The following is a 23,427-nucleotide window of genomic DNA, read 5'->3' on the forward strand; positions in this document are numbered from 1 at the left end:
GCGATGTCCAGCCGCTTTTTTGTTTACACTGCCGCTCAGCCATTTCCTGCATGCTGCGCGCAGAAGTCCGCGTGCGCATCGACATCGCCATTAATGAGGAGTCATCATGAAAGCCATCGAGATCCGCGAGTACGGCGGCCCAGAGGTCCTGCAACCCGCCCAGCGCCCCGACCCGGAGCCGAAGGCCGGCGAGATCCTGATCCGCGTTGCGGCGGCAGGCATCAATCGCCCCGACGTATTCCAGCGCACCGGCAACTATCCCGTGCCGCCGGGCGCATCCGATCTGCCGGGCCTGGAAGTGGCAGGCGTAGTGGTGGGCGGTGACCTGTCGAACCCCGCCAATCGTTTCGGCCTCAAGGCGGGTGATCGCGTGTGCGCGCTGGTCCAGGGCGGCGGTTACGCCGAGCTGTGCACCGCGCCGATCGAGCAGTGCCTGCCGGTTCCAGAAGGTCTCAGCGATATCGAGGCTGCCGCATTGCCCGAGACGTTTTTCACGGTGTGGAGCAACGTGTTCGATCGTGGCCTGCTCGGCAAGGGTCCGCGCGGCGCGGCCGAGACGCTGCTGATCCAGGGCGGTTCGAGCGGCATCGGCACAACGGCCATCCAGGTTGCCAAGGCGATGGGCTTCAAGGTCCTGGTCACGGCAGGCAGCGATGACAAGTGCAAGGCATGCGTAGACCTGGGTGCCGACCACGCGATCAACTACAAGACGCAGGATTTCGTGGCCGAGGTCAAGGCGTTGACCGAAGGCAAGGGCGTCGACGTGATCCTCGACATGGTGGCGGGCTCGTATCTGGCGCGCGAACTGTCGTGCATTGCCGACGACGGCCGCATCGTCATCATCGCGCTGCTCGGTGGCAGCAAGGCCGAGATTCCGCTGGGCGATATCCTGCGTCGCCGGATCACGATCACAGGTTCCACGCTGCGTCCGCGTCCGGCTTCGTTCAAGGGCGCCATTGCGCAAGCGTTGCACCATAACGTCTGGCCGCTGCTGGCTGCCGGCAAGATCAAGCCCGTCATCCACAAGGTGTTCCCTGCGGAGCAGGCGGCCGACGCCCATCGGCTGATGGAGTCGAGCGAGCATATCGGCAAGATCGTGCTTACCTGGTAAGCGTGCGGTGCCACGCCGGCGGTGCTGCCCGGCGTGGCGTCTTCCGCAATTGTCTGCCCGCTGCTGGCGGCACCCCCTTGACCACGCTACAATAGCGGGTTTGATTCAAGGGGGAGACCGTTGTGAGACAAAAGCTGGTCATCGGCAATTGGAAGATGCACGGCAGCCTGGCCGCCAACGCGGCTTTGCTCGAAGGTATCAAGGCAGCACCCGCCAAGGCGAAACTGGCGGTTTGCGCACCGTTCCCCTATCTTGCCCAGTGCCAGTCGCTGCTCACGGGTTCCCAGGTGGCCTGGGGTGCTCAGGATGTGTCGGCCGAGACGCGCGGCGCCTTTACTGGCGAAGTCGCGGCACCGATGCTGAGCGAGTTCGGTTGCACCTATGTGCTGGTGGGCCATTCGGAGCGCCGCACGTATCACGGCGAATCCGATGCGGCCGTTGCTGCCAAGGCGCTGCGTGCGCTGGAATCGGGCATCGTGCCTGTGGTCTGTGTCGGTGAGACGCTGGCCGAGCGCGAAGCCGGCCAGACCGAAGCGGTAGTGGGTCGTCAACTGCAGGCTGTGCTCGATGCGTTGTCTATCGACCAGCTTGGCAAGATCGTTCTGGCCTATGAGCCTGTCTGGGCGATCGGCACGGGCAAGACCGCTTCGAGCGACCAGGCGCAGGCCGTACACGCGGCGCTGCGCGCCCAGGTGGCGGCGAAGAACGTGGCTGTGGCTGAGCGTATGGCCATCCTGTACGGCGGCAGCGTGAAGCCCGACAATGCCGTCGAACTGTTTTCGATGTCCGATATCGACGGGGGCCTCATTGGGGGTGCCTCGCTGAAGGCGGATGATTTCCTCGCTATCGGCAAAGCCTGAATGCCGGATGCGACTGTCTGATCAGGCAAGTACGAAACGAATTTAACCAAATGGCAATCTTCAAGACTTTGTTGGTCGTTGTGCAGGTCCTGTCCGCGCTAGGCGTGATCGGCCTCGTCCTGCTGCAGCATGGCAAGGGTGCGGACGTCGGCGCGGCGTTCGGTTCCGGTGCGTCGGGCAGTCTGTTCGGCGCCTCGGGCTCGGCCAACTTCCTGTCGCGTACCACGGCCGTCCTCGCGGCGCTGTTTTTCGTGTGTACGCTGGGACTGACGTTGCTTGGCAACTACAAGCCGCAGGCCTCGCTTGGCGTCATGGGCGCGGCACAACAACCGGCAGCGGCGTCCGCGCCTGCTGCCTCGGCACCGGCAGCCAATGGCGCGTCGGCACCCGCTGGTCCCGCAGTACCGAAGTAAGCGCTAAGTCTGCGCAATAATCGAACACTGAGTTCGCGGATTCCTGATTTTATTTGTGGTTGTGCATTGAACAAATCAGGAATCATGAGTTAGAATGCAAGGCTTGAAACGATTCCCCAGCGCGGGGCGAAAGCCAGAGGAAAGACTCTTCTGACCCAGCTTCGTAGGGCCTGAAAAACCCGGCGCAAGGCAATATTGTTTCTCCCCCAGCCGACGTGGTGAAATTGGTAGACACGCTATCTTGAGGGGGTAGTGGCGAAAGCTGTGCGAGTTCGAGTCTCGCCGTCGGCACCAAAAAACTTGATCGGAAGTTCGTGCATTCCCATTGATGCAGCAATGCGGAGGGATTGCATGGACTGTCCGGCAGTCCGCAAGGCGGCGCCGTAGCTATGACGGGATGGCGCCTGGGGTGGGCAACAGGTCGCCGCTAGCTGGTGCTGTTGACAACATTCCAGATAAGGCTGGCCGTACCTTGACTCTCGAAGCCTACTTCCCCGTCCTCGTCTTTATCCTCTTTGGCATCGTGCTCGGTGGAGTACTGATGTCCATCGGTCGGATCCTCGGTCCCTACAAGCCTGACGCAGCGAAGCTCTCTCCCTACGAGTGCGGTTTCGAAGCGTTCGAGGATGCGCGCATGAAGTTCGACGTGCGCTATTACCTCATCGCCATCCTGTTTATCCTGTTCGATCTCGAAACTGCCTTCCTGTTTCCCTGGGGCGTTGCCCTCAAGGACATCGGCTGGCCGGGATTCATCGCCATGGGCGTGTTTCTGCTGGAATTCATCGTGGGCTTCGTCTACATCTGGAAAAAGGGCGCGCTCGATTGGGAGTGATGTGAAATGGCAATCGAAGGCGTTCTCAATGAAGGCTTTGTCACGACGACCGCTGACAAGCTGATCAACTGGACCCGTACGGGTTCCCTTTGGCCCATGACTTTCGGTCTGGCCTGCTGTGCAGTGGAAATGATGCACGCCGGCGCCGCCCGCTACGACATGGACCGTTTCGGCGTGATTTTCCGCCCGTCGCCGCGTCAGTCGGACGTGATGATCGTGGCCGGTACGCTATGCAACAAGATGGCGCCCGCGCTGCGCAAGGTCTATGACCAGATGGCGGAACCGCGCTGGGTAATCTCGATGGGCTCGTGCGCCAATGGCGGCGGCTACTACCACTACTCGTATTCGGTGGTGCGTGGCTGCGATCGCATCGTGCCGGTCGATATCTATGTTCCGGGCTGCCCGCCGACGGCGGAAGCGCTGATCTACGGTGTGATCCAGCTGCAGAACAAGATCAAGCGCACCAACACCATCGCGCGCAAGGGCTGACATGGCGAAACTCGATACCCTCAAGGCTGCGCTCGAGAAGGTGCTGGGCAAGCGTATCCAGAGCCTGAGCGAGGCAGTCGGCGAACTGACGCTGGTCGTGAAGGCTGCCGACTATCTCGAAGCGGCCCTGATGCTGCGCGATGATCCGTCGCTTCGCTTCGAACAGGCCGTCGACCTGTGCGGCGTGGACTATTCCGAATATGCCGAAGGCACCTGGGCCGGCCCGCGCTTTGCCGCGGTCACGCACCTGCTTTCGGTGACGCACAACTGGCGTCTGCGCCTGCGTGTGTTCGCGCCGGACGATGACATGCCGGTGCTGCCGTCGCTCAACGATGTCTGGAATTCCGTGAACTGGTTCGAGCGCGAAGCGTTCGACTTCTACGGCATCGTGTTCGAAGGCCACAACGACTTGCGCCGCATCCTGACCGACTATGGTTTCGTCGGCCATCCGTTCCGCAAGGACTTCCCGGTCTCGGGTTACGTGGAAATGCGTTACGACCCGGAACAGAAGCGGGTCATCTACCAGCCGGTGACGATCGAACCGCGCGAAATCACGCCGCGCGTGATTCGCGAGGACGCATACGGCGGCACGCAGCACTGAGAACGGCGTCATGGCAGATATCAAGAACTACACACTCAACTTCGGCCCCCAACACCCAGCAGCCCACGGCGTGCTGCGCCTGGTGCTTGAGCTGGATGGCGAAGTCATCCAGCGCGCCGATCCCCACATCGGCCTGCTGCACCGTGCCACTGAAAAGCTGGCCGAGCAGAAGACCTGGATCCAGAACGTTCCCTACATGGACCGCCTCGACTACGTGTCGATGATGGTCAACGAACACGCCTACGTGATGGCAATCGAGCGCCTGCTGGGCCTCGAGGTGCCGGTTCGCGCGCAGTACATCCGCGTGATGTTCGACGAAATCACCCGCCTGCTGAACCACCTGATGTGGATCGGCTCGCACGCACTCGACGTGGGCGCGATGGCGGTGTTCCTCTACGCGTTCCGCGAGCGCGAGGACATGTTCGACATGTACGAGGCGGTGTCGGGCGCGCGCATGCACGCGGCCTACTACCGTCCGGGCGGCGTCTACCGTGACCTGCCTGACACGATGCCGCAATATCGTGCGTCCAAGGTGCACAACGAGAAGGCCATCAAGGTGATGAACGACGCCCGTTCGGGCTCGTTGCTGGACTTCATCGAGGACTTCACGAACCGTTTTCCGACATATGTCGATGAATATGAGACGCTGCTGACCGATAACCGTATCTGGAAGCAACGTCTTGTGGATATCGGCGTGGTGACGCCGGAGCGTGCGCTGCAGATGGGCTTTACCGGTCCGATGCTGCGCGGTTCGGGTATCGAGTGGGATCTGCGCAAGAAGCAGCCGTACGAAGTGTACGACCAGCTCGACTTCGACATCCCCGTGGGCACGGCCGGTGACTGCTATTCGCGTTACCTGGTGCGCGTGGAAGAGATGCGCCAGTCGAACCGGATCATCAAGCAGTGTATCGACTGGCTGCGTCGCAACCCGGGTCCGGTGATCACCGAGAACCACAAGGTGGCACCGCCGTCGCGGGTGGACATGAAGTCGAACATGGAAGAGTTGATCCACCACTTCAAGCTCTTTACCGAAGGCATGCACGTGCCGCCGGGCGAGGCTTACGCAGCGGTGGAACATCCGAAGGGCGAGTTCGGGATCTATGCGATTTCCGACGGTGCGAACAAGCCGTACCGCCTGAAGATCCGCGCTCCCGGCTATGCACACCTGGCCGCGCTCGACGAGATGGCCAGGGGACACATGATTGCGGACGCGGTCACGATCATCGGTACGCAGGACATCGTGTTCGGCGAGATCGACCGCTAAGGGATACCCGGTAACCGGCAAGTATCCCGTCACAGGCCGTTGCCCGGACGACGATCCGGGCGTGTTCGGCCGGCCCCGGCGGTAGCGGTGGCGGCAGGCGGTGCCTGCAACGGATCGGCGAGGACGCTTCAGGCGTCCGGGCCGGCAGAACATGGCAGCGACGGCTGCAAACCAGTGGAGTGGCGCCAAACGCGCGGCTCTGCCGTATTACTGCAATGACCATGCTATCAGCAGAAGCTCTCAAGGAAATCGATCGCGCGATCGCGAAATATCCGACCGACCAGAAACAGTCGGCCGTGATGGCGGCACTCGCCGTGGCCCAGGGCGAAGTGGGCTGGGTTTCCCCCGATGTCATGCAGTTCGTCGCCAGCTACCTGGACATGCCGCCCGTGTGGGTGGAAGAGGTGGCCACGTTCTACAACATGTATGACACCAAGCCGGTGGGCAAGTACAAGCTCACCGTCTGCACGAACCTGCCTTGCGCGCTGTCTGGCGGCGACCGGGCGGGCGAATACCTGAAGCGCAAGCTCGGGATCGACTACAACGAGACGACCGCCGACGCCTGCTTCACGCTGAAGGAAGGCGAGTGCATGGGCGCTTGCGGCGATGCGCCGGTGATGATCGTCAACAACACCCGCATGTGCAGCTTCATGAGCGATGCAAAACTCGACGAACTCGTCGACGAGCTCAAGGCAGAAGCCGCCGCCAAGGGGGACAAGTAACATGACCTCTCTGCACGACCGTCACATCAAGCCGCTGATCCTGGCTGGCCTGGACGGCAAGAACTGGCACCTCGAGGACTACGTCGCGCGCGGCGGCTACAAGCAGCTGCGCCGCATTCTCGAGGGCAAGGTGCCCCCCGAGCAGGTCATCGCGGACGTCAAGGCATCGGGCCTGCGTGGCCGCGGCGGTGCGGGCTTCCCGACCGGCCTGAAGTGGAGCTTCATGCCGCGTACGTTCCCGGGGCAGAAGTACCTCGTCTGCAATACCGACGAGGGCGAGCCGGGCACGTTCAAGGATCGCGACATCATCCGCTACAACCCGCATTCGCTGATCGAAGGCATGGCCATCGGCGCGTATGCGATGGGTATCACCGTGGGTTACAACTACATCCACGGCGAGATCTGGAACGAATACAAGATCTTCGAGGAAGCCCTCGAAGAGGCGCGCCGCGCCGGTTTCCTGGGCGACAACATCCTGGGTTCGGGCTTCGACTTCCAGCTGCATGCGCACCATGGCTATGGCGCGTACATCTGCGGCGAGGAAACGGCGCTGCTCGAATCGCTGGAAGGCAAGAAAGGCCAGCCGCGCTTCAAGCCGCCTTTCCCGGCGAGCTTCGGCCTGTATGGCAAGCCGACCACGATCAACAACACCGAGACGTTCGCCGCGGTGCCGTTCCTGCTGGAAGTCGGCCCCGAGGAGTACCTGAAGATCGGCAAGCCGAACAATGGCGGCACCAAGATCTTCTCGATTTCCGGTGACGTCGAGCGTCCGGGCAACTACGAGATTCCGCTGGGTACGCCGTTCTCCACGTTGCTGGAGCTGGCGGGCGGCATGCGCGGCGGCAAGGCACTGAAGGCGGTGATCCCGGGTGGATCGTCGGCGCCGGTGGTGCCGGCGGACCTGATGATGGCCTCGACCATGGACTACGATTCGATTGCCAAGGCCGGCTCGATGCTGGGTTCGGGCGCCGTGATCGTCATGGACGAGACGCGCTGCATGGTCAAGTCGCTGTTGCGTCTGTCGTATTTCTATTTTGAAGAATCGTGCGGCCAGTGCACGCCGTGCCGTGAAGGCACCGGCTGGCTCTATCGCATGGTCAATCGCATTGAACACGGAGAAGGCCGCCAGGAAGATCTGGACCTGCTCAATAACGTCGCGGAAAACATCATGGGTCGCACGATTTGCGCACTCGGCGATGCCGCGGCGATGCCGGTACGCGGCATGCTCAAGCACTACTGGAAAGAGTTCGAGTATCACGTCGAACACAAGCAGTGCATGGTCCCGGCCCATTCCTGAAGCGTGGCAGAACATGGTTGAACTCGAGATCGACGGCAAGAAGGTAGAGGTTGCGGAAGGCAGCCTCGTGATGGAAGCGGCCCGCAAGCTGGGCACGTACATCCCCCACTTCTGCTACCACCGCAAACTGTCCATCGCGGCGAACTGCCGCATGTGTCTGGTCGAAGTGGAAAAGGCGCCCAAGGCGCTGCCCGCCTGCGCCACCCCGGTGACGCCAGGCATGAAGGTGTTCACGAACTCTGAAAAGGCCGTCAAGGCCCAGAAGTCCGTGATGGAATTCCTTCTGATCAACCACCCGCTCGACTGCCCGATCTGCGATCAGGGCGGCGAATGCCAGTTGCAGGATCTGGCCGTGGGTTATGGTGCATCGGAGTCGCGCTACAAGGAAGAAAAGCGCGTGGTGTTCCACAAGAACGTGGGCCCGCTGATCTCCATGGAGGAGATGACCCGCTGCATCCACTGCACCCGTTGCGTGCGTTTCGGCCAGGAAGTGGCCGGCGTGATGGAACTGGGCATGCTGAACCGTGGCGAGCACTCGGAAATCACGACGTTCGTCGGTCAGACTGTGGATTCGGAACTGTCCGGCAACATGATCGACCTGTGCCCGGTTGGCGCGCTGACCAGCAAGCCGTTCCGCTACTCGGCCCGTACGTGGGAACTGGCACGCCGCAAGTCGGTGTCGCCGCACGATGGCGTGGGTGCGAACCTCGTGATCCAGACCAAGAACCAACGTGTGATGCGCGTGGTGCCGCTGGAAAACGAAGAGGTCAACGAATGCTGGATCTCGGACAAGGACCGCTTCGCCTACGAAGGCCTGAACAGCGCTGACCGTCTGACCCGCCCGATGCTCAAGCAGGGCAACCAGTGGATGGAAACGGATTGGCAGACCGCGCTCGAATACGTGGCAAATGGTCTCGCCAGCATCAAGCGTGACCATGGCGCCGACCAGATCGCCGCCATCGCCAGCCCGCACAGCACGCTCGAAGAGCTGTTCCTGCTGGGCAAGCTCGTGCGTGGCCTGGGCAGCGACAATATCGACTTCCGCCTGCGTCAGACTGATTTCTCGGCAGCAGTGAAGGGCGCGCCGTGGCTCGGCATGCCGGTCGCTGATGTGACCACGCTGCAACGCGCGCTGGTTATCGGCGCCTCGCTGCGCAAGGACCAGCCGCTGCTGGCCTCGCGTCTGCGTCAGGCTGTCAAGAAGGGTGCCCGCGTTACCGTGCTGGGCGCTGGCGGTGAAGATCTGCTGATGACGGCCGCACGTATCGACGTGGCACCGTCGGGCTGGACCGCCGCGCTGGCAGGTATCGCCCGCGCCGTGGCCACCGCCAAGGGAGTGGCCGCTCCGGCTGGCACCGATGGTTTCGATGGTGGCGACGCTGCCAAGGCGGCTGCCGATTCGCTGATGTCGGGCGAGCGCCGTGCCGTGTTCCTCGGCAACGAAGCCGTGCGTCACCCGCAATTCTCGGCGCTGCACGCGCTGGCACAGTGGATCGCCACGGAAACGGGCGCAACGCTGGGCTTCCTGACCGAAGCTGCCAACACCGTCGGCGGTTACATCGCCGGTGCGCTGCCGCAGCAGGGTGGTGCCAATGCGCAGGCGATGCTGGATACGCCGCGCCGCGCTTACATCGTGCTGAACGCCGAGCCGGAATTTGATTCGGCCGATGCCCGCAAGTCCCTGGCCGCGCTGCAGCAGGCCGGTACGGTCGTGGTGCTGTCGCCGTTCCGTTCGGACGCCGCACTGCAGTATGCAGACGTGATTCTCCCGATCGCACCGTTCAGCGAAACCGCTGGCACGTTCGTGAATGCCGAGGGCCGTGCCCAGAGCTTCAACGGCGTGGTACGTGCGCTGGGTGAAACGCGTCCGGGCTGGAAGGTGCTGCGCGTGCTGGGCAACCTGCTGGACGTGCCGGGTTTCGAATTCGAGACCGCCGAAGCCGTGCGCGATGCCGCGCTGACGAAGCTGGTCGCGGATCAACTGAACAACGCCACCGATGCACCGATTCGCGTGACGGCAGCCGCCGCCAACGGTATCGAGCGCATTGCCGATGTGCCGATTTACCACGCCGATCCGATCGTGCGTCGTGCCGAATCGCTGCAACTGACCGCGGCCGCGCGCCGTGCGATGCAGGTGGCGCTGTCGCAGGACCTGTTCGATAAGCTGGGCGTGCAGGCCGGTGACCCGGTGCGCGTGACGCAGGATGGCGCCAGTGTGGTGCTGCCCGCGGCGCTGGAAAAGACGCTGCCGGCGAACACCGTGCGCGTGCCTGCCGCTACCGTGGCTGCCGCGACGCTGGGTGCGCTGTTCGGCAACGTCGCCGTGGAAAAAGCCATCGACCTGTCGGCCGGGCAGAATGCGCCCGCGACGGCGACCGTATAAGAAGAGCGAGAGAGCTACATGATCGATCTCATTACCTCGCAAGGCCAGGCCATCTTCGGCAGCGCCTGGACGCTGATCTGGATCCTGGTCCGTGCCGTGGTCATCGTCGTGCCGGTGCTGCTGTGCGTGGCTTACCTGATTCTCTGGGAACGCAAGCTGATCGGCTGGATGCACGTCCGTATCGGCCCGAACCGCGTGGGTCCGCTGGGCCTGCTGCAGCCGATTGCCGACGTGCTGAAGCTGCTGCTCAAGGAAGTCATGTTCCCGTCGATGGTGAACCGGGGCATGTACCTGGTGGCGCCGCTGATGGTGCTGATGCCCGCGGTGGCAGTCTGGGCCGTGATTCCGTTCCAGGCCGAAGTGGTGATGGCCGACGTGAACGCCGGTCTGCTGTACGTGATGGCCATCAGCTCGGTGGGCGTCTATGGCGTGATCCTGGCTGGCTGGGCGTCGAATTCCAAGTATGCGTTCATCGGTGCCATGCGCGCTGCTGCGCAGATGGTGTCGTACGAAATCGCGATGGGCTTCGCGCTGGTGACCGTGCTGATGGTCTCCGGCAGCCTGAACCTGTCGGCCATCGTGAACAGCCAGAACACCGGCTACTTCGCGAACATGGGCATCAACGCGCTGTCGTGGAACTGGCTGCCGCTGCTGCCGATGTTCCTGGTGTACTTCATCTCGGGCGTTGCCGAAACGAACCGCCACCCGTTCGACGTGGTGGAAGGCGAATCGGAAATCGTGGCCGGCCACATGATCGAGTACTCGGGCATGACGTTCGCGCTGTTCTTCCTGGCCGAATACATCAACATGATCATCATCTCGACGATGACCTCGCTGATGTTCCTCGGAGGCTGGGCACCGCCGTTCTCGAGCGTGATCACCAATGCGATCCCGGGCTTCTTCTGGCTCGTGTTCAAGGTATTCCTGCTGCTGTCGGTCTTCATCTGGATCCGTGCGTCGTTCCCGCGTTACCGCTATGACCAGATCATGCGTCTGGGCTGGAAGATCTTCATTCCGCTGACCGTGGCGTGGCTGATCATTGTGGCGATCTGGATCAAGTCGCCGTGGAACATCTGGCCCTGATGGGTCTGGCGACGGCGCGCCGCCCGATGGGGCAGGGCGCGCCGCGCGGAAATACTTAGGAAGCAATCGTCATGCTGCTCGCCATCAAGGACTTCTTCAACAGCCTGCTCCTGAAGGAACTCTTCAAGGGCATGGCACTGACCGGCCGCTATCTCTTCGCCCGGAAGATCACCGTCCAGTTCCCGGAAGAGAAAACGCCGATGTCGCCGCGTTTCCGCGGCCTGCACGCACTGCGTCGCTATCCCAATGGGGAAGAGCGTTGCATCGCATGCAAGCTGTGCGAAGCGGTGTGCCCGGCCATGGCCATCACGATCGAATCGGATGTGCGTAACGACGGCACCCGCCGCACCACGCGCTACGACATCGATCTGACCAAGTGCATTTTCTGCGGTTTCTGCGAGGAAGCCTGCCCGGTGGACGCGGTCGTCGAAACGCACATTCTCGAGTACCACGGCGAGAAGCGCGGCGACCTGTACTTCACCAAGGACATGCTGCTGGCCGTGGGCGACCGCTACGAACCGCAGATCGCGGCGGCCAAGGCTGCGGACGCGAAGTACCGCTAAGCAGATTGAAGCAGGGCGGGGCAGTCGCCAATGGCGATGCACCCTGCCAACGACATTGAATCGGTCCCGCAAGGGGCCAACGGAAGGATGCCGCGCGGCATGCAGGCGACCCGTCACGGGAAGCCCGGGCAGCGCGGCCCAGAGAGGATCCGATAAGGACCATGGAACTCACGACAGCCATCTTCTATGCCTTTGCCCTGGTGCTGGTGCTATCCGCACTGAAAGTCATCACGGCGAAGAACCCGGTGCATTCGGCACTGTTCCTCGTCCTCGCGTTCTTCACGGCCGCGGCGATCTGGATGATCCTGAAGGCAGAGTTCCTTGCCATCCTGCTGGTGCTGGTCTACGTCGGCGCGGTGATGGTGCTGTTCCTGTTCGTGGTGATGATGATCGATATCGACATCGAACACCTGCGCCGCGATTTCTGGACCTACGTACCGATGGCCTCGATCGTGGGCGCGCTGATCATTGCCGAAATGGCGATCGTGCTGGTGCGCAACTTCATCGGCACCACGAACGCAGTGGCGGCAGCCGGCTCGCAAGACCCGAACTACTCGAACACTGCGGCACTGGGCAAGCTGATCTACACCGACTACATCTACGCTTTCGAAGTGGCCGGCATCATCCTGCTGGTGGCGATCATTGCCGCCGTGGCCCTGACGCTGCGCCGCCGCAAGGACGTGAAGGCGCAGGACGTGGGCGCCCAGCTGCGCGTGCGTCGCGACGAGCGCGTGCGCATGGTGAAAATGCCGGCCGAGGGCCGGGCCGAAGCGGACGCCGCGGCTTCCGCCAACAAGAACTAAGCCCGGAGAATTCGCTGTGTTGTCTCTCGCCCACTTCCTCGTGCTCGGTGCCATCCTGTTTGCGATCAGCATCGTTGGCATCTTCCTGAACCGCAAGAACGTCATCGTGCTGCTGATGGCACTCGAACTGATGTTGCTTGCGGTCAACATGAACTTTGTCGCCTTCTCGCATTACATGGGCGACCTGGCCGGACAGGTTTTCGTTTTCTTCATCCTTACGGTGGCCGCCGCCGAGTCGGCAATCGGTCTGGCAATCCTGGTCGTGCTGTTCCGTAACCTGGACACGATCAACGTCGACGACATGGATACCCTCAAGGGCTGACATGAACGTCCTCGACAAGAACCAAGACTGCTCCCTGACCGCACACCAATAAGCGTCCTATGGCAACCACGCTCAACCCCAACCTGCTGCTGGCGATTCCGCTGGCGCCGCTCGCCGGCGCTGCTATAGCCGGCCTGTTCGGTACCAAGTTTTTCGGCACGTTCTCATCCGAGACGCGCGGCGGCCGGATCGCGGCTCACACGGCGACCATCCTCGGCGTGGCCATCGCGTTCGTGCTCTCGCTGCTGGTGCTGCGTGACGTCATGGACGGCGCGGGCTACAACGCCACCGTGTACGAATGGATGACGATCGGCACGCTGAAGCTGGAAGTCGGCTTCCTGGTCGATTCGCTGACCGCGATGATGATGGTCGTTGTCACCTTCGTCTCGCTGATGGTGCACATCTACACCGTCGGCTACATGCAGGGTGACCCCGGCTACAACCGATTCTTCGCCTACATCTCGCTGTTCACCTTCTCGATGCTGATGCTGGTGATGAGCAACAACTTCCTGCAGCTGTTCTTCGGCTGGGAAGCTGTGGGCCTGGTCTCGTACCTGCTGATCGGTTTCTGGTACACGCGTCCGACCGCGATCTTCGCGAACATGAAGGCGTTCCTGGTCAACCGCGTGGGCGACTTCGGCTTCATCCTCGGTATTGGCCTGCTGCTGGCGTACAGCGGCAGCATGAACTACACGGACGTGTTCGCCCAGCGCGAGCAACTGGCCGCAGTGATCTTCCCGGGCACCGACTGGCTGATGATCACCGTTGCCTGCATCTGCCTGTTCATCGGCGCGATGGGCAAGTCGGCACAGTTCCCGCTGCACGTCTGGCTGCCTGACTCGATGGAAGGCCCGACCCCGATCTCGGCACTGATTCACGCGGCAACCATGGTGACCGCCGGCATCTTCATGGTGTCGCGCATGTCGCCGCTGTTCGAACTGTCGGACACCGCGCTGTCGTTCATCCTGGTCATCGGCGCGATCACCGCGCTGTTCATGGGCTTCCTGGGCGTCATCCAGAACGACATCAAGCGTGTCGTGGCTTACTCCACGCTGTCGCAGCTGGGCTACATGACCGTGGCGCTGGGCGCCTCGGCCTACTCGGTGGCCGTGTTCCACCTGATGACCCACGCGTTCTTCAAGGCGCTGCTGTTCCTCGGCGCGGGTTCGGTGATCATCGGCATGCACCACGATCAGGACATCCGCAACATGGGCGGCCTGCGCAAGTACATGCCCATCACGTGGATCACGTCGCTGGTGGGTTCGCTGGCGCTGATTGGTACGCCTTTCTTCTCGGGCTTCTACTCGAAGGATTCGATCATCGAGGCAGTGGCCGAGTCGCATCTGGCGGGTTCTGGCTTCGCGTACTTCGCCGTGCTGGCTGGCGTGTTCGTGACCGCGTTCTACTCGTTCCGCATGTACTTCCTGGTGTTCCACGGGGAAGAGCGCTGGGGCAAGGCTGACGCGCACGGCCACGGTCACGACGATCATCACGATGATGAAGATGCGCACGACGACCATCACCATGGCCTGGCCGCTGGCGAAAAGCCGCACGAGTCGCCGTGGGTGGTGACGCTGCCGCTGGTGCTGCTGGCCATTCCGTCGGTCATCATCGGTGCCATCGCGATCGAGCCGATGCTGTTCGGCGAGTTCTTCAAACACGGTGTGGCGTTCAAGGACGTGATCTTCGTCGGCGAGAACCATCACGCCATGAAGGAACTGGAAGAAATGTTCCATGGCTGGGTGCCGATGGCGATCCACTCGCTGCAGACCCCGGTGCTGTGGCTGGCCATTGCCGGTGTGGTGCTCTCGTGGTTCTTCTACATGAAGCGCCCGGACATTCCGGCTGCCATCAAGCAACGCTTCTCGGGCATCTACACGCTGCTGGACAACAAGTACTACATGGACGCATTCAACCAGGCCGTGTTCGCCCGTGGCGCACGCCTGCTGGGTACGGGCCTGTGGAAGGGCGGCGACCAGAGCTTCATTGACGGACTGTTCGTCAATGGTTCGGCCCGCGTGGTGGCATCGTTTGCCGCAGCCAGCCGCTACATCCAGTCTGGCTACATCTACCATTACGCTTTTGCGATGATCCTCGGCATGCTGGTGCTCCTGACGCTGACGGTCACTGGCGTGATAGGCACCAAGTGATAGGCACCAAGTAAGGAAAACAAAGAAATGGTTCTGTCTTTCGCAATCTGGCTGCCTATCTTCTTCGGCCTGCTGGTATTGATGTTCGGCTCCGACAACAGCAAGTGCTTCGTGCGCTGGATGTCGTTGTTCGGCGCCATCGCCAGCTTCGTCGTCACGCTGCCGCTGGTCCTTCACTTCGATACGTCCACGGCTGCGATGCAGTTCGTCGAGCAGGCGAACTGGATCGAGCGCTTCAACATCGCCTATCACCTCGGGGTGGACGGCATCTCGATGTGGTTCGTGGTCCTGACCGCGTTCATCACCGTGATCGTCGTGATCTCGGCCTGGGAGGTGATCACCGAGCGCGTGGCCGAGTACATGGCCGCGTTCCTGATCCTGTCCGGCCTGATGATCGGCGTGTTCTGCGCGCTGGACGGCATGCTGTTCTACGTGTTCTTCGAAGCCACGCTGATCCCGATGTACATCATCATCGGTGTGTGGGGTGGTCCGAACCGCGTGTACGCTGCGTTCAAGTTCTTCCTCTATACGCTGCTGGGCTCGCTGCTGACGCTGGTTGCACTGCTTTACCTGTACAACAAGACCGGTACGTTCGACATCCTGACCTGGCACCAGGCCAAGTTGTCGTTCGAAGAGCAGATCCTGATCTTCCTCGCGTTCTTCATGGCCTTTGCCGTGAAGGTGCCGATGTGGCCGGTGCATACCTGGCTGCCGGACGCGCACGTGGAAGCACCGACCGGTGGCTCCGTCGTGCTGGCCGCGATCATGCTGAAGCTGGGTGCGTACGGTTTCCTGCGGTTCTCGCTGCCGATCGCACCGGACGCCAGCCACTACATGGCACCGTTCATCATCACGATCTCGCTGATCGCGGTGATCTACATCGGTCTCGTGGCACTGGTCCAGGCGGACATGAAGAAGCTGGTGGCGTACTCGTCGATTGCCCACATGGGTTTCGTGACGCTCGGTTTCTTCATCTTCAATGACATCGGTATCGAAGGCGGTATCGTGCAGATGATCTCGCACGGTTTCATCTCGGGTGCCATGTTCCTGTGTATCGGCGTGCTGTATGACCGCGTGCACTCGCGCCAGATCGCCGATTACGGCGGTGTGGTGAATGTGATGCCGAAGTTCGCGGCGTTCTCGGTGTTCTTCGCCATGGCCAACTGCGGCCTGCCGGCGACGTCGGGCTTCGTGGGCGAGTTCATGGTTATCCTCGGCGCGGTCAAGTTCAACTTCTGGATTGGCCTGCTGGCTGCCACGGCCCTGATCCTGGGCGCGGCGTACTCGCTGTGGATGGTCAAGCGCGTGATCTTCGGCGACATCGTCCACGAGCATGTGCGCGAACTGCTGGACCTGAACAAGCGTGAGTTCGTGATGCTGGGTCTGCTGGCCATCCTGACGCTGTATATGGGCTTGTACCCGAAACCCTTCACCGACGTGATGCACGCATCGGTGGTGAACCTGCTGTCCCACGTGGCACAGTCCAAGCTGTAAGCGGGGGAGAGAATAAACATGCAATCGTCCTCTAGCCTGGCCCCGGTGGCGCCAATCATTTTCCTGGCGGTCGCCATTGCGGCGATCAACTGGATCGACCTCGCACGCGGCAAGAACCGCTCGAGCCTGGCGTACCCGCTTTCGCTGCTGGTCACACTCGTCCTGACGGTGTGGTTCGGCCTGAACGCGGCCAACGGCGAGACGCACTACGCGTTCGCCAACCTGGTCGTGATCGACCCGATGGCCAACGTGCTGTCCGCGTTCTGCGCGCTGGGCATGTTCCTGACGCTGGTCTACACGCGCCACTACCTCGGTAGCCGCGACATGTTCGCCGGCGAGTTCTACATGCTGGCGCTGTTCACGCTGGGCGGCCAGATCGTGATGATCACCGGCAACAACTTCCTGACGCTGTACCTGGGTCTGGAACTGCTGTCGCTGTCGTCGTATGCACTGGTGGCGCTGCGCCGCGATTCGCGCGTGACGTCGGAATCGGCCATCAAGTACTTCGTGCTGGGTGCGCTGGCTTCGGGCTTCCTGCTGTACGGCATGTCGATGATGTACGGCGCCACGGGTTCGCTGAACCTGGGCGAAGTGTTCCGCGTGGTGGAGTCGGGCCGCGTCAACACGACGATGCTGGCCTTTGGTGTGGTGTTCATCGTGGCCGGGCTGTCGTTCAAGCTCGGTGCCGCACCGTTCCACATGTGGATTCCGGACATCTATCAGGGTTCGCCGACCGCCGTGACGCTGCTGATCGCGGCGGGTCCGAAGGTTGCCGCATTCGCGCTGATCCTGCGTGTGCTGGTGGAAGGGCTGCTGCCGCTGGCCACGGACTGGCAGATGATGCTGGTGGTGCTGTCGATTGCCTCGCTGGTGATCGGCAACCTGACCGCGATCGTGCAGACCAACCTGAAGCGGATGCTGGCGTACTCGACCATCTCGCACATGGGCTTCATCCTGCTGGGCATGCTGTCCGGCGTGGTGGCGAACAAGGTGGATGGCGCGGCCAACGCGTACAGCTCGTCGATGTTCTACTCGATCACGTACATGCTGACCACGCTCGGCACGTTCGGCCTGATCCTGATCCGCACCCGCAAGGGCTTCGAGGCGGAAACGCTGGAAGACCTGAAGGGCATGTCGCGCCGCCATCCGTGGTTCGCCTTCCTGATGCTGGTGATGATGTTCTCGATGGCCGGCATTCCGCCGACCGTGGGCTTCTACGCCAAGCTGGCCGTGCTGCAGGCCGTGGTCAAGGCCGGTATGAGCTGGCTGGCCGTGGTGGCGGTGCTGTTCTCGCTGATCGGCGCGTTCTACTACCTGCGTATCGTCAAGCTGATGTACTTCGATGCACCGGCTGGCGAAGAGCCGCTGGAAGCATCGGGCGGCGTGCGCGCGATGCTGAGCCTCAACGGGCTGGCCGTGATCCTGCTGGGTATCTTCCCGGCGGCACTGATGAGCCTGTGCTACGAGGCCATCCGTGCGACACTGGCGTCGTAAGCAACGTAACGCTATAAGGTGATGCAATGAGTTCCTCGGCAGGCGGCTGGTTTGTCATCTTGTTGGCACTGGTGTGTGCCAACCTGCCGTTCGTCAACCAGCGCCTGTTCGCGGCGATTGGCCTGAAATGGGCCCGCAAGCCGCTGTGGCTGCGCCTGGTGGAACTCTTCACGTGGTACGTGCTGGCGGGTCTCGCCGGTCTTGCGGTGGAAGCCAGCCTTGGCAACACCTTCCCGCAGGGCTGGCAGTTCTACGCGATCACGGGCTGCATGATGCTGGTGTTTGCCTTTCCCGGCTTCACCTGGCAATACCTCGTCAAACATCGCACGGCCTGACGCGGCCACACCCTGACGCTCCGGGACCGTGCCTTATCCGGAGCGTCCATGTCCGACAAGACATCCGCAGCAGTTTCTTCCGCCGCATTTCCCGCCAACCAGTCCGACGCTTCCGAGCCGGCTGATGCGCATCTTCGGGAAACAGCCGTCGCATCCGCGACGATCCATCGCGGCAAATTCCTGACGCTCAAACAAGACATCGTCCGCCTGCCCGATGGCAAACAGGCCGGGCGCGAGTACGTGCTGCATCCGGGCGCGGTGATGATGATCCCGCTGTTCGACGACGGCACCGTGCTGATGGAGCGCCAGTTCCGCTATCCGGTGGGCGAGGTCATGCTCGAATTCCCGGCTGGCAAGCTCGACCCGGAAGAGGGTGCGCAGCGCTGCGGGGAACGGGAGTTGCTGGAAGAAACCGGCTACACGGCGAAGCGCTGGGACTACCTGACGCGCATCCATCCCGTGATTTCCTATTCCACCGAATTCATAGACATCTTCCTGGCGCGCGATCTGTCTGCTGGCGAGTCGAAGCTCGATGATGGCGAGTTCCTGGAGACATTCGTCACGCCGGTCGGTCAGGTAATCGACTGGGTACGTCAGGGGCGTATTACCGATGTGAAGACGATCATCGGCGCGTTCTGGCTGGAGAAGATCATCTCGGGTACGTGGGTGCCCGGCGAGCAGACTGAGCCGCCTGCTTCATCGAACCGGGTGACGGGTTGAGGAAGGGCTGGGGAGGGTTTTCCCTTGATTTTCCAAGGCCTGGCGCCCAGTTAGGCTGCTGCAGGCGGAGATGTGTCGCGAACACGTCCTGCCAGGCGACAACGGTCGAGAAATAAATTAGCACGACCGTTCACAAAATTTCGATTCACGGCTAACATTGCCCCGACGGGCTGGAAAGATCATGAAGGTGCTCGACCTGCGCTGTGCGCAAGACCATCGTTTCGAGGGCTGGTTTGCCTCGGAGGAAGATGCGCAATCGCAGCTTTCACGCGATCTCGTCCAATGTCCGGTCTGTGGCGACCATGCGGTCAGCCGCCTGCCCAGCGCGCCGCGCCTGAATCTTTCGGGTGCGACCGCGAAGCCGGCGCCGACGCAATCCCGCCAGGGCGAGGAAGGGCCGGCCGATGCGCAGCAGTTGATGCAAGCGCTGCAGGCCACCTACCTGAAGGCCGTGCGGCAGGTGATGGCACAGACCGAGGACGTGGGCGACCGATTCGTGGAAGAAGCGCGGCGCATCCATTATCAGGAGGCACCCGAGCGCGGCATTCGCGGCTCGGCCACTCCCGAGGATGCGCAGGCGCTGGCCGACGAAGGCATCGACACCTTTCCGCTCCTCGTGCCGGACGCATTGAAGCAGACGGCCCACTGAACAAGCATCCTGTGCCCGGTTTTATCCAGCGCAGCGATGCGCGAGGTAAAACAAACGGCCGGCGCCAGCGCCGGCACATCATGGAGACGGGCATGGATCTCAACTACTCGGAAGCCGACAACGCCTTCCGTCAGGAAGTGCGCAGCTGGCTCGAGGCCAACCTGCCTGCGGATATCCGCGAAAAGGTTCTCAACCACCGCCGCCCCAGCCGCGACGATCTCGTGCTCTGGCACAAGACGCTGGCCAAGAAGGGCTGGTCCGCGCCGCACTGGCCGGTGGACTTCGGCGGCACGGGCTGGAACGCCACGCAGCGCCATATCTGGGATGAGGAAAATGCCCGCGTCGGCGCGCCCGGCGTGCTGCCGTTCGGCGTGGCGATGGTCGCGCCCGTGATCATGAAGTACGGCAACGCCGAGCAGAAGTCCTATTACCTACCGCGTATCCTGGATTGCACCGACTGGTGGTGCCAGGGCTATTCGGAGCCGGGCTCCGGTTCGGACCTGGCTTCGGTCAAGACGAAGGCGGAACTGACTTCGGATGGCAAGCACTACATCGTCAACGGTCAGAAGACCTGGACGACGCTGGGCCAGCACGCCGACATGATCTTCTGCCTGGTACGCACGGACCCCGAGGCCAAGAAGCAGGAAGGCATCTCGTTCCTGCTGATCGACATGAAGACGCCGGGCATCACGGTGCGTCCGATCATCATGCTCGATGAAGACCATGAAGTGAACGAAGTGTTCTTCGACAACGTGAAGGTTCCGGTGGAGAACCGCGTCGGCGAGGAAAACCGCGGCTGGACGTACGCCAAGTATCTGCTCGGCCACGAGCGTACCGGCATTGCCCGCGTGGGCGCATCCAAGCGCGAACTGGCTTTCCTGAAGCGCGTGGCGCGCCAGCAGGAAAAGAACGGCAAGCCGCTGCTGGAAGATCCGGTGTACGCCAACAAGGTGGCCGCGCTGGAAATCGAATTGATGGCGCTGGAAATCACCGTGCTGCGCGTGGTGTCGAGCGAAGCCGCTGGCAAGGGCCCCGGTCCCGAGGCATCGATGCTCAAGATCAAGGGCACCGAAATCCAGCAGATGCTGACCGAGCTGATGGTGGAAGCCGCCGGCCCGTATGCCATGCCGTTCGACCCGGCCTACCTCGAATGCGAGCAGGCCCATACGGTCACCGGCTACGACGATGCCGCACCGCTGGCAGCGTACTACTTCAACTACCGCAAGACGTCGATCTACGGTGGTTCCAACGAAATTCAGAAGAACATCATCAGCCAGATGATTCTGGGGCTGTGAGGAGACACGCGACATGAACTTCAATCTCAGCGACGAACAGAAGCAACTGGCCGATGCGATCCGCCGCTTCGTCGAAAAAAGCTACGACTTCGAATCGCGCAAGAAAAACATCAAGTCCGAACAGGGCTACGGCGCCAACGCATGGGGCGCACTGGTCGAACTGGGCCTGACGGCACTGCCGGTGCCGGAAGAACAAGGCGGTTTCTCGGGCACGGCCGTCGACATGATGGTGGTGCTGCAGGAACTGGGCCGTGGTCTGGTGGTGGAGCCGTACCAGGCAACCGTCGTCGGCGCGCAGGCGCTGAAGCTGGCCGGCGGCCAGGAAGCGCTGCTGGAACAGGTGGCAGGCGGCGAAGTGAAGCTGGCCACGGCATTCGGCGAGCAGCAGTCGCGCTATGAACTGAACAACGTGCGTGTGACGGCCAAGGGCGGCAAGCTCAATGGCAAGAAGACCGTGGTGGTGCATGGCGCGCAGGCTGACAAGCTCGTGGTGTCGGCACGTACCAGCGGTGCGCAGCGCGACCAGGACGGCATCTCGCTGTACCTCGTCGATACGAACGGTGCTGGCGTGACGGTGCAGGATTACCGCACGCTCGATAACCTGCATGCGGCCGACGTGACGTTCCAGGATGCACCGGCCACGTTGCTGGGCACGGAAGGCAAGGGCTGGGACGTACTCGAAGCCACGGCGGACTATGCCGCAGTGCTGCTGTGCTCGGAAGCTGTTGGCATTCTCGACACGCTGAACGCCACGACGCTGGACTACGCCAAGACGCGCCAGCAGTTCGGCGTGCCCATCGCGCGCTTCCAGGCGCTGCAGCACCGCATGGTGGAGATGTTCATCCATGCCGAGCAGTCGCGTTCGATCACGCTGCTGGCCGCAGCGCGTTTCGACGAGGCCAGCCCCGAGGAACGCCGCCGCTACGTGTCCGCCGCCAAGGCACGCGTGGGGCAGGCGGCCCGCTCGGTGGGCCAGGAGGCCGTGCAGATTCACGGCGGCATGGGCGTGACCGATGAAATGCCGGCCGCGCACATGTTCAAGCGGCTGACGTTCATCAACACGACGTTTGGCGATGTGGACCATCACCTGGGCCGTTTCGCCAGCCAGCCGGGCTTCCAGGAAGCCGCCTGATCGATAGCATGACCCTGAACCGCGCCGGAAACCCCGAGCGCGGTTTTTTGCTTTGGAGCCCCCATGTCCGACAAGATGTATTTCGAAGACTATGTCGTTGGCAGCGAGATCGCGCTCGGCAGCTATCACGTCACCGAGGAAGAGATCGTCGCGTTTGCCAGGCAGTATGACCCCCAGCCGTTCCACATCGACAAGGCCGCCGCCGAGCAGAGTATCTACGGCGGCCTGATTTCCAGTGGCTGGATGACGTGCGGCATCATCATGCGTCTGCTGGTACAGTCGATGGGCGACCGCTCGACCAGCATGGGATCGCCCGGTGTGGACGAGGTCCGCTGGCTCAAGCCCGTCTACGCAGGCGACACGCTGACCGCCGTGCTGAAGGTGTTGGAAGCGCGCCCGTCAGGTTCGAAGCCGGACCGCGGCGTGGTGCTGACCCAGTGGGTCGGCAGCAACCAGAAGGGCGAGGTCGTTTGCACGGTCAAGGGCATGGGCATGTACAAGCGCCGCCCGGCGTAAGCCCCAGGCCATCAACAAAATCAGGAGACAAGGAATATGCGCACCATTGCATCGCTGGAAGAGCTGGAGGGTCTTCAGGGCCAGGAAGTGGCCGTCAGCGACTGGTTCGAGATCACGCAGCAGCAGGTCAACCTGTTTGCAGAAGCGACCGGCGACCATCAGTGGATTCACGTGGATGTGGAGCGTGCCAAGCGGGAGTCGCCATTCGGCGCGCCGGTGGCGCACGGCTTCCTGACGTTGTCGCTGCTGCCGCAACTGATGGCGAATGCCATCCACATGGAAGGCGTCAAGATGGGCGTCAACTATGGGCTGAACCGCGTGCGCTTTACCGCGCCGGTGCCGGTGGGTAGCCGCCTGCGCGGTCGCGTGAAGCTGCTGAAGGTGGAGCGGCTCGATCCGACGCCGAACGGCCTGACCGGCGCGCAATCGACGTGGGAAGTCACGATCGAGCGCGAGGGCAGTGACCGCCCGGTCTGCGTGGCAGAATCGATCAGCCGGCGCTACTCGTAAGCACTCGCTGCATCGAAAAGTACGGGCCGCTAGAACGCGGCCCGTTTCATTTGTCCAGAAGATTCCGAGCAAAACATCGGATCACGGCGTGACTGTTTCCTCTGTGCGACACCTGTGAACATTGTCCGATAAAAAGAACAGTGTTTCCGTTGTGTTTGGGTTTACCCGGAATGTTGCGTTGCGGTACATTCGCGGCCAACGATGTTTTATGTAATGCGATATCCGCTCGGAGACCGTTCCCGCTGCGCTGGCGAGGCGGTCAAAAGCAGGCGTAAATCGCGTGGGCATCGTTAAACAACGCTTCTCCCGGTGGCTGCTCCGAACCGGGAACGATCGCAGTTCAGGCAGTCGGTTACCTCAGCGCACGCATCCCGCCCCCGGCGTTTCGC

General features: G+C 62.2%; 24 protein-coding genes and 1 tRNA gene. All 25 read left to right on the forward strand.

Annotation, left to right across the window (positions count from 1 at the left end):
* Window positions 1-106: 106 nt before the first annotated feature.
* The 25 genes from GA566_RS04405 (at window position 107) to GA566_RS04525 (ending at window position 23,038) form a co-directional block, all read left to right on the forward strand.
* Window positions 107-1,111 carry an NAD(P)H-quinone oxidoreductase gene (locus tag GA566_RS04405; RefSeq protein ID WP_160471766.1) on the forward strand — a complete coding sequence of 335 codons (1,005 nt, stop codon included), beginning with the start codon at window positions 107-109 and terminating at the stop codon, window positions 1,109-1,111.
* A 122-nt stretch (window positions 1,112-1,233) separates the two neighbouring features.
* Window positions 1,234-1,971 (forward strand): triose-phosphate isomerase, encoded by a 738-nt coding sequence (gene tpiA, locus GA566_RS04410; RefSeq protein ID WP_137923012.1) that lies wholly within the window; start codon window positions 1,234-1,236, stop codon window positions 1,969-1,971.
* Between the two features lie 50 nt (window positions 1,972-2,021).
* Complete coding sequence (secG, locus tag GA566_RS04415) at window positions 2,022-2,384, forward strand: preprotein translocase subunit SecG (RefSeq protein WP_137923013.1); 363 nt, start codon at window positions 2,022-2,024, stop codon at window positions 2,382-2,384.
* Window positions 2,385-2,593: 209 nt separating this feature from the next.
* Window positions 2,594-2,678: transfer RNA gene (locus GA566_RS04420), tRNA-Leu, on the forward strand.
* A gap of 178 nt (window positions 2,679-2,856) precedes the next feature.
* Window positions 2,857-3,216: an NADH-quinone oxidoreductase subunit A gene (locus GA566_RS04425; RefSeq protein WP_137923014.1), complete on the forward strand. Its 360-nt coding sequence runs from the start codon at window positions 2,857-2,859 to the stop codon at window positions 3,214-3,216.
* Between the two features lie 6 nt (window positions 3,217-3,222).
* Window positions 3,223-3,705 carry an NADH-quinone oxidoreductase subunit B family protein gene (locus GA566_RS04430; protein ID WP_008643342.1) on the forward strand — a complete coding sequence of 161 codons (483 nt, stop codon included), beginning with the start codon at window positions 3,223-3,225 and terminating at the stop codon, window positions 3,703-3,705.
* A gap of 1 nt (window position 3,706) precedes the next feature.
* On the forward strand, window positions 3,707-4,306 hold the full coding sequence (locus GA566_RS04435) for an NADH-quinone oxidoreductase subunit C (RefSeq protein WP_137923015.1): 600 nt from the start codon (window positions 3,707-3,709) through the stop codon (window positions 4,304-4,306).
* A 10-nt stretch (window positions 4,307-4,316) separates the two neighbouring features.
* Window positions 4,317-5,570 (forward strand): NADH-quinone oxidoreductase subunit D, encoded by a 1,254-nt coding sequence (locus GA566_RS04440; RefSeq protein WP_160471768.1) that lies wholly within the window; start codon window positions 4,317-4,319, stop codon window positions 5,568-5,570.
* Window positions 5,571-5,791: 221 nt separating this feature from the next.
* On the forward strand, window positions 5,792-6,292 hold the full coding sequence (gene nuoE / locus GA566_RS04445) for an NADH-quinone oxidoreductase subunit NuoE (protein ID WP_160471769.1): 501 nt from the start codon (window positions 5,792-5,794) through the stop codon (window positions 6,290-6,292).
* Between the two features lies 1 nt (window position 6,293).
* Window positions 6,294-7,589 (forward strand): NADH-quinone oxidoreductase subunit NuoF, encoded by a 1,296-nt coding sequence (nuoF, locus tag GA566_RS04450; protein WP_137923018.1) that lies wholly within the window; start codon window positions 6,294-6,296, stop codon window positions 7,587-7,589.
* 13 nt (window positions 7,590-7,602) lie between these two features.
* The gene (gene nuoG, locus GA566_RS04455; protein ID WP_137923019.1) at window positions 7,603-9,972 is read left to right on the forward strand and encodes an NADH-quinone oxidoreductase subunit NuoG; all 2,370 of its coding nucleotides are present in this window, start codon (window positions 7,603-7,605) and stop codon (window positions 9,970-9,972) included.
* A gap of 18 nt (window positions 9,973-9,990) precedes the next feature.
* A complete protein-coding gene (gene nuoH / locus GA566_RS04460) occupies window positions 9,991-11,055 on the forward strand; it encodes an NADH-quinone oxidoreductase subunit NuoH (protein WP_137923020.1) in 1,065 nt (354 codons plus the stop codon).
* Between the two features lie 71 nt (window positions 11,056-11,126).
* Window positions 11,127-11,618 carry an NADH-quinone oxidoreductase subunit NuoI gene (gene nuoI / locus GA566_RS04465; protein ID WP_137923021.1) on the forward strand — a complete coding sequence of 164 codons (492 nt, stop codon included), beginning with the start codon at window positions 11,127-11,129 and terminating at the stop codon, window positions 11,616-11,618.
* A 161-nt stretch (window positions 11,619-11,779) separates the two neighbouring features.
* Window positions 11,780-12,421 (forward strand): NADH-quinone oxidoreductase subunit J, encoded by a 642-nt coding sequence (locus GA566_RS04470; RefSeq protein ID WP_137923022.1) that lies wholly within the window; start codon window positions 11,780-11,782, stop codon window positions 12,419-12,421.
* Between the two features lie 16 nt (window positions 12,422-12,437).
* A complete protein-coding gene (nuoK, locus tag GA566_RS04475; protein WP_029050842.1) occupies window positions 12,438-12,743 on the forward strand; it encodes an NADH-quinone oxidoreductase subunit NuoK in 306 nt (101 codons plus the stop codon).
* Window positions 12,744-12,802: 59 nt separating this feature from the next.
* Window positions 12,803-14,893: an NADH-quinone oxidoreductase subunit L gene (gene nuoL, locus GA566_RS04480; protein ID WP_160471771.1), complete on the forward strand. Its 2,091-nt coding sequence runs from the start codon at window positions 12,803-12,805 to the stop codon at window positions 14,891-14,893.
* 27 nt (window positions 14,894-14,920) lie between these two features.
* Complete coding sequence (locus GA566_RS04485; RefSeq protein ID WP_137923024.1) at window positions 14,921-16,387, forward strand: NADH-quinone oxidoreductase subunit M; 1,467 nt, start codon at window positions 14,921-14,923, stop codon at window positions 16,385-16,387.
* An 18-nt stretch (window positions 16,388-16,405) separates the two neighbouring features.
* A complete protein-coding gene (nuoN, locus tag GA566_RS04490; RefSeq protein ID WP_137923025.1) occupies window positions 16,406-17,881 on the forward strand; it encodes an NADH-quinone oxidoreductase subunit NuoN in 1,476 nt (491 codons plus the stop codon).
* A gap of 26 nt (window positions 17,882-17,907) precedes the next feature.
* On the forward strand, window positions 17,908-18,216 hold the full coding sequence (locus GA566_RS04495) for a DUF2818 family protein (RefSeq protein WP_137923026.1): 309 nt from the start codon (window positions 17,908-17,910) through the stop codon (window positions 18,214-18,216).
* A 48-nt stretch (window positions 18,217-18,264) separates the two neighbouring features.
* The gene (locus tag GA566_RS04500) at window positions 18,265-18,936 is read left to right on the forward strand and encodes an NUDIX domain-containing protein (RefSeq protein WP_137923027.1); all 672 of its coding nucleotides are present in this window, start codon (window positions 18,265-18,267) and stop codon (window positions 18,934-18,936) included.
* A gap of 181 nt (window positions 18,937-19,117) precedes the next feature.
* Window positions 19,118-19,585 carry a DUF1178 family protein gene (locus GA566_RS04505; RefSeq protein WP_160471773.1) on the forward strand — a complete coding sequence of 156 codons (468 nt, stop codon included), beginning with the start codon at window positions 19,118-19,120 and terminating at the stop codon, window positions 19,583-19,585.
* Between the two features lie 92 nt (window positions 19,586-19,677).
* Window positions 19,678-20,880, forward strand: a complete 1,203-nt coding sequence (locus GA566_RS04510; protein ID WP_160471774.1) for an acyl-CoA dehydrogenase family protein — start codon at window positions 19,678-19,680, stop codon at window positions 20,878-20,880.
* A 13-nt stretch (window positions 20,881-20,893) separates the two neighbouring features.
* Window positions 20,894-22,012, forward strand: a complete 1,119-nt coding sequence (locus GA566_RS04515) for an acyl-CoA dehydrogenase family protein (RefSeq protein WP_137923030.1) — start codon at window positions 20,894-20,896, stop codon at window positions 22,010-22,012.
* Window positions 22,013-22,075: 63 nt separating this feature from the next.
* The gene (locus tag GA566_RS04520; RefSeq protein ID WP_137923031.1) at window positions 22,076-22,528 is read left to right on the forward strand and encodes a MaoC family dehydratase; all 453 of its coding nucleotides are present in this window, start codon (window positions 22,076-22,078) and stop codon (window positions 22,526-22,528) included.
* 36 nt (window positions 22,529-22,564) lie between these two features.
* Window positions 22,565-23,038, forward strand: a complete 474-nt coding sequence (locus GA566_RS04525; RefSeq protein ID WP_137923032.1) for a MaoC family dehydratase — start codon at window positions 22,565-22,567, stop codon at window positions 23,036-23,038.
* Window positions 23,039-23,427 lie beyond the last annotated feature (389 nt).

The organism is Cupriavidus sp. SW-Y-13, assembly GCF_009793345.1.
In the GTDB taxonomy this organism is placed as follows: domain Bacteria; phylum Pseudomonadota; class Gammaproteobacteria; order Burkholderiales; family Burkholderiaceae; genus Cupriavidus.

Excerpts from the sequence above, each read along its gene's own strand:
- secG (WP_137923013.1), top strand. The coding sequence starts at position 2,022 with ATGGCAATCTTCAAGACTTTGTTGGTCGTTGTGCAGGTCCTGTCCGCG.
- GA566_RS04440 (WP_160471768.1), top strand. The coding sequence starts at position 4,317 with ATGGCAGATATCAAGAACTACACACTCAACTTCGGCCCCCAACACCCA.
- nuoI (WP_137923021.1), top strand. The coding sequence starts at position 11,127 with ATGCTGCTCGCCATCAAGGACTTCTTCAACAGCCTGCTCCTGAAGGAA.
- nuoF (WP_137923018.1), top strand. The coding sequence starts at position 6,294 with ATGACCTCTCTGCACGACCGTCACATCAAGCCGCTGATCCTGGCTGGC.
- GA566_RS04435 (WP_137923015.1), top strand. The coding sequence starts at position 3,707 with ATGGCGAAACTCGATACCCTCAAGGCTGCGCTCGAGAAGGTGCTGGGC.
- nuoE (WP_160471769.1), top strand. The coding sequence starts at position 5,792 with ATGCTATCAGCAGAAGCTCTCAAGGAAATCGATCGCGCGATCGCGAAA.
- GA566_RS04510 (WP_160471774.1), top strand. The coding sequence starts at position 19,678 with ATGGATCTCAACTACTCGGAAGCCGACAACGCCTTCCGTCAGGAAGTG.
- nuoG (WP_137923019.1), top strand. The coding sequence starts at position 7,603 with ATGGTTGAACTCGAGATCGACGGCAAGAAGGTAGAGGTTGCGGAAGGC.
- GA566_RS04515 (WP_137923030.1), top strand. The coding sequence starts at position 20,894 with ATGAACTTCAATCTCAGCGACGAACAGAAGCAACTGGCCGATGCGATC.
- GA566_RS04505 (WP_160471773.1), top strand. The coding sequence starts at position 19,118 with ATGAAGGTGCTCGACCTGCGCTGTGCGCAAGACCATCGTTTCGAGGGC.
- GA566_RS04520 (WP_137923031.1), top strand. The coding sequence starts at position 22,076 with ATGTCCGACAAGATGTATTTCGAAGACTATGTCGTTGGCAGCGAGATC.
- GA566_RS04485 (WP_137923024.1), top strand. The coding sequence starts at position 14,921 with ATGGTTCTGTCTTTCGCAATCTGGCTGCCTATCTTCTTCGGCCTGCTG.
- GA566_RS04405 (WP_160471766.1), top strand. The coding sequence starts at position 107 with ATGAAAGCCATCGAGATCCGCGAGTACGGCGGCCCAGAGGTCCTGCAA.
- nuoH (WP_137923020.1), top strand. The coding sequence starts at position 9,991 with ATGATCGATCTCATTACCTCGCAAGGCCAGGCCATCTTCGGCAGCGCC.
- nuoL (WP_160471771.1), top strand. The coding sequence starts at position 12,803 with ATGGCAACCACGCTCAACCCCAACCTGCTGCTGGCGATTCCGCTGGCG.
- GA566_RS04500 (WP_137923027.1), top strand. The coding sequence starts at position 18,265 with ATGTCCGACAAGACATCCGCAGCAGTTTCTTCCGCCGCATTTCCCGCC.
- GA566_RS04525 (WP_137923032.1), top strand. The coding sequence starts at position 22,565 with ATGCGCACCATTGCATCGCTGGAAGAGCTGGAGGGTCTTCAGGGCCAG.
- GA566_RS04430 (WP_008643342.1), top strand. The coding sequence starts at position 3,223 with ATGGCAATCGAAGGCGTTCTCAATGAAGGCTTTGTCACGACGACCGCT.
- nuoN (WP_137923025.1), top strand. The coding sequence starts at position 16,406 with ATGCAATCGTCCTCTAGCCTGGCCCCGGTGGCGCCAATCATTTTCCTG.
- GA566_RS04470 (WP_137923022.1), top strand. The coding sequence starts at position 11,780 with ATGGAACTCACGACAGCCATCTTCTATGCCTTTGCCCTGGTGCTGGTG.
- GA566_RS04495 (WP_137923026.1), top strand. The coding sequence starts at position 17,908 with ATGAGTTCCTCGGCAGGCGGCTGGTTTGTCATCTTGTTGGCACTGGTG.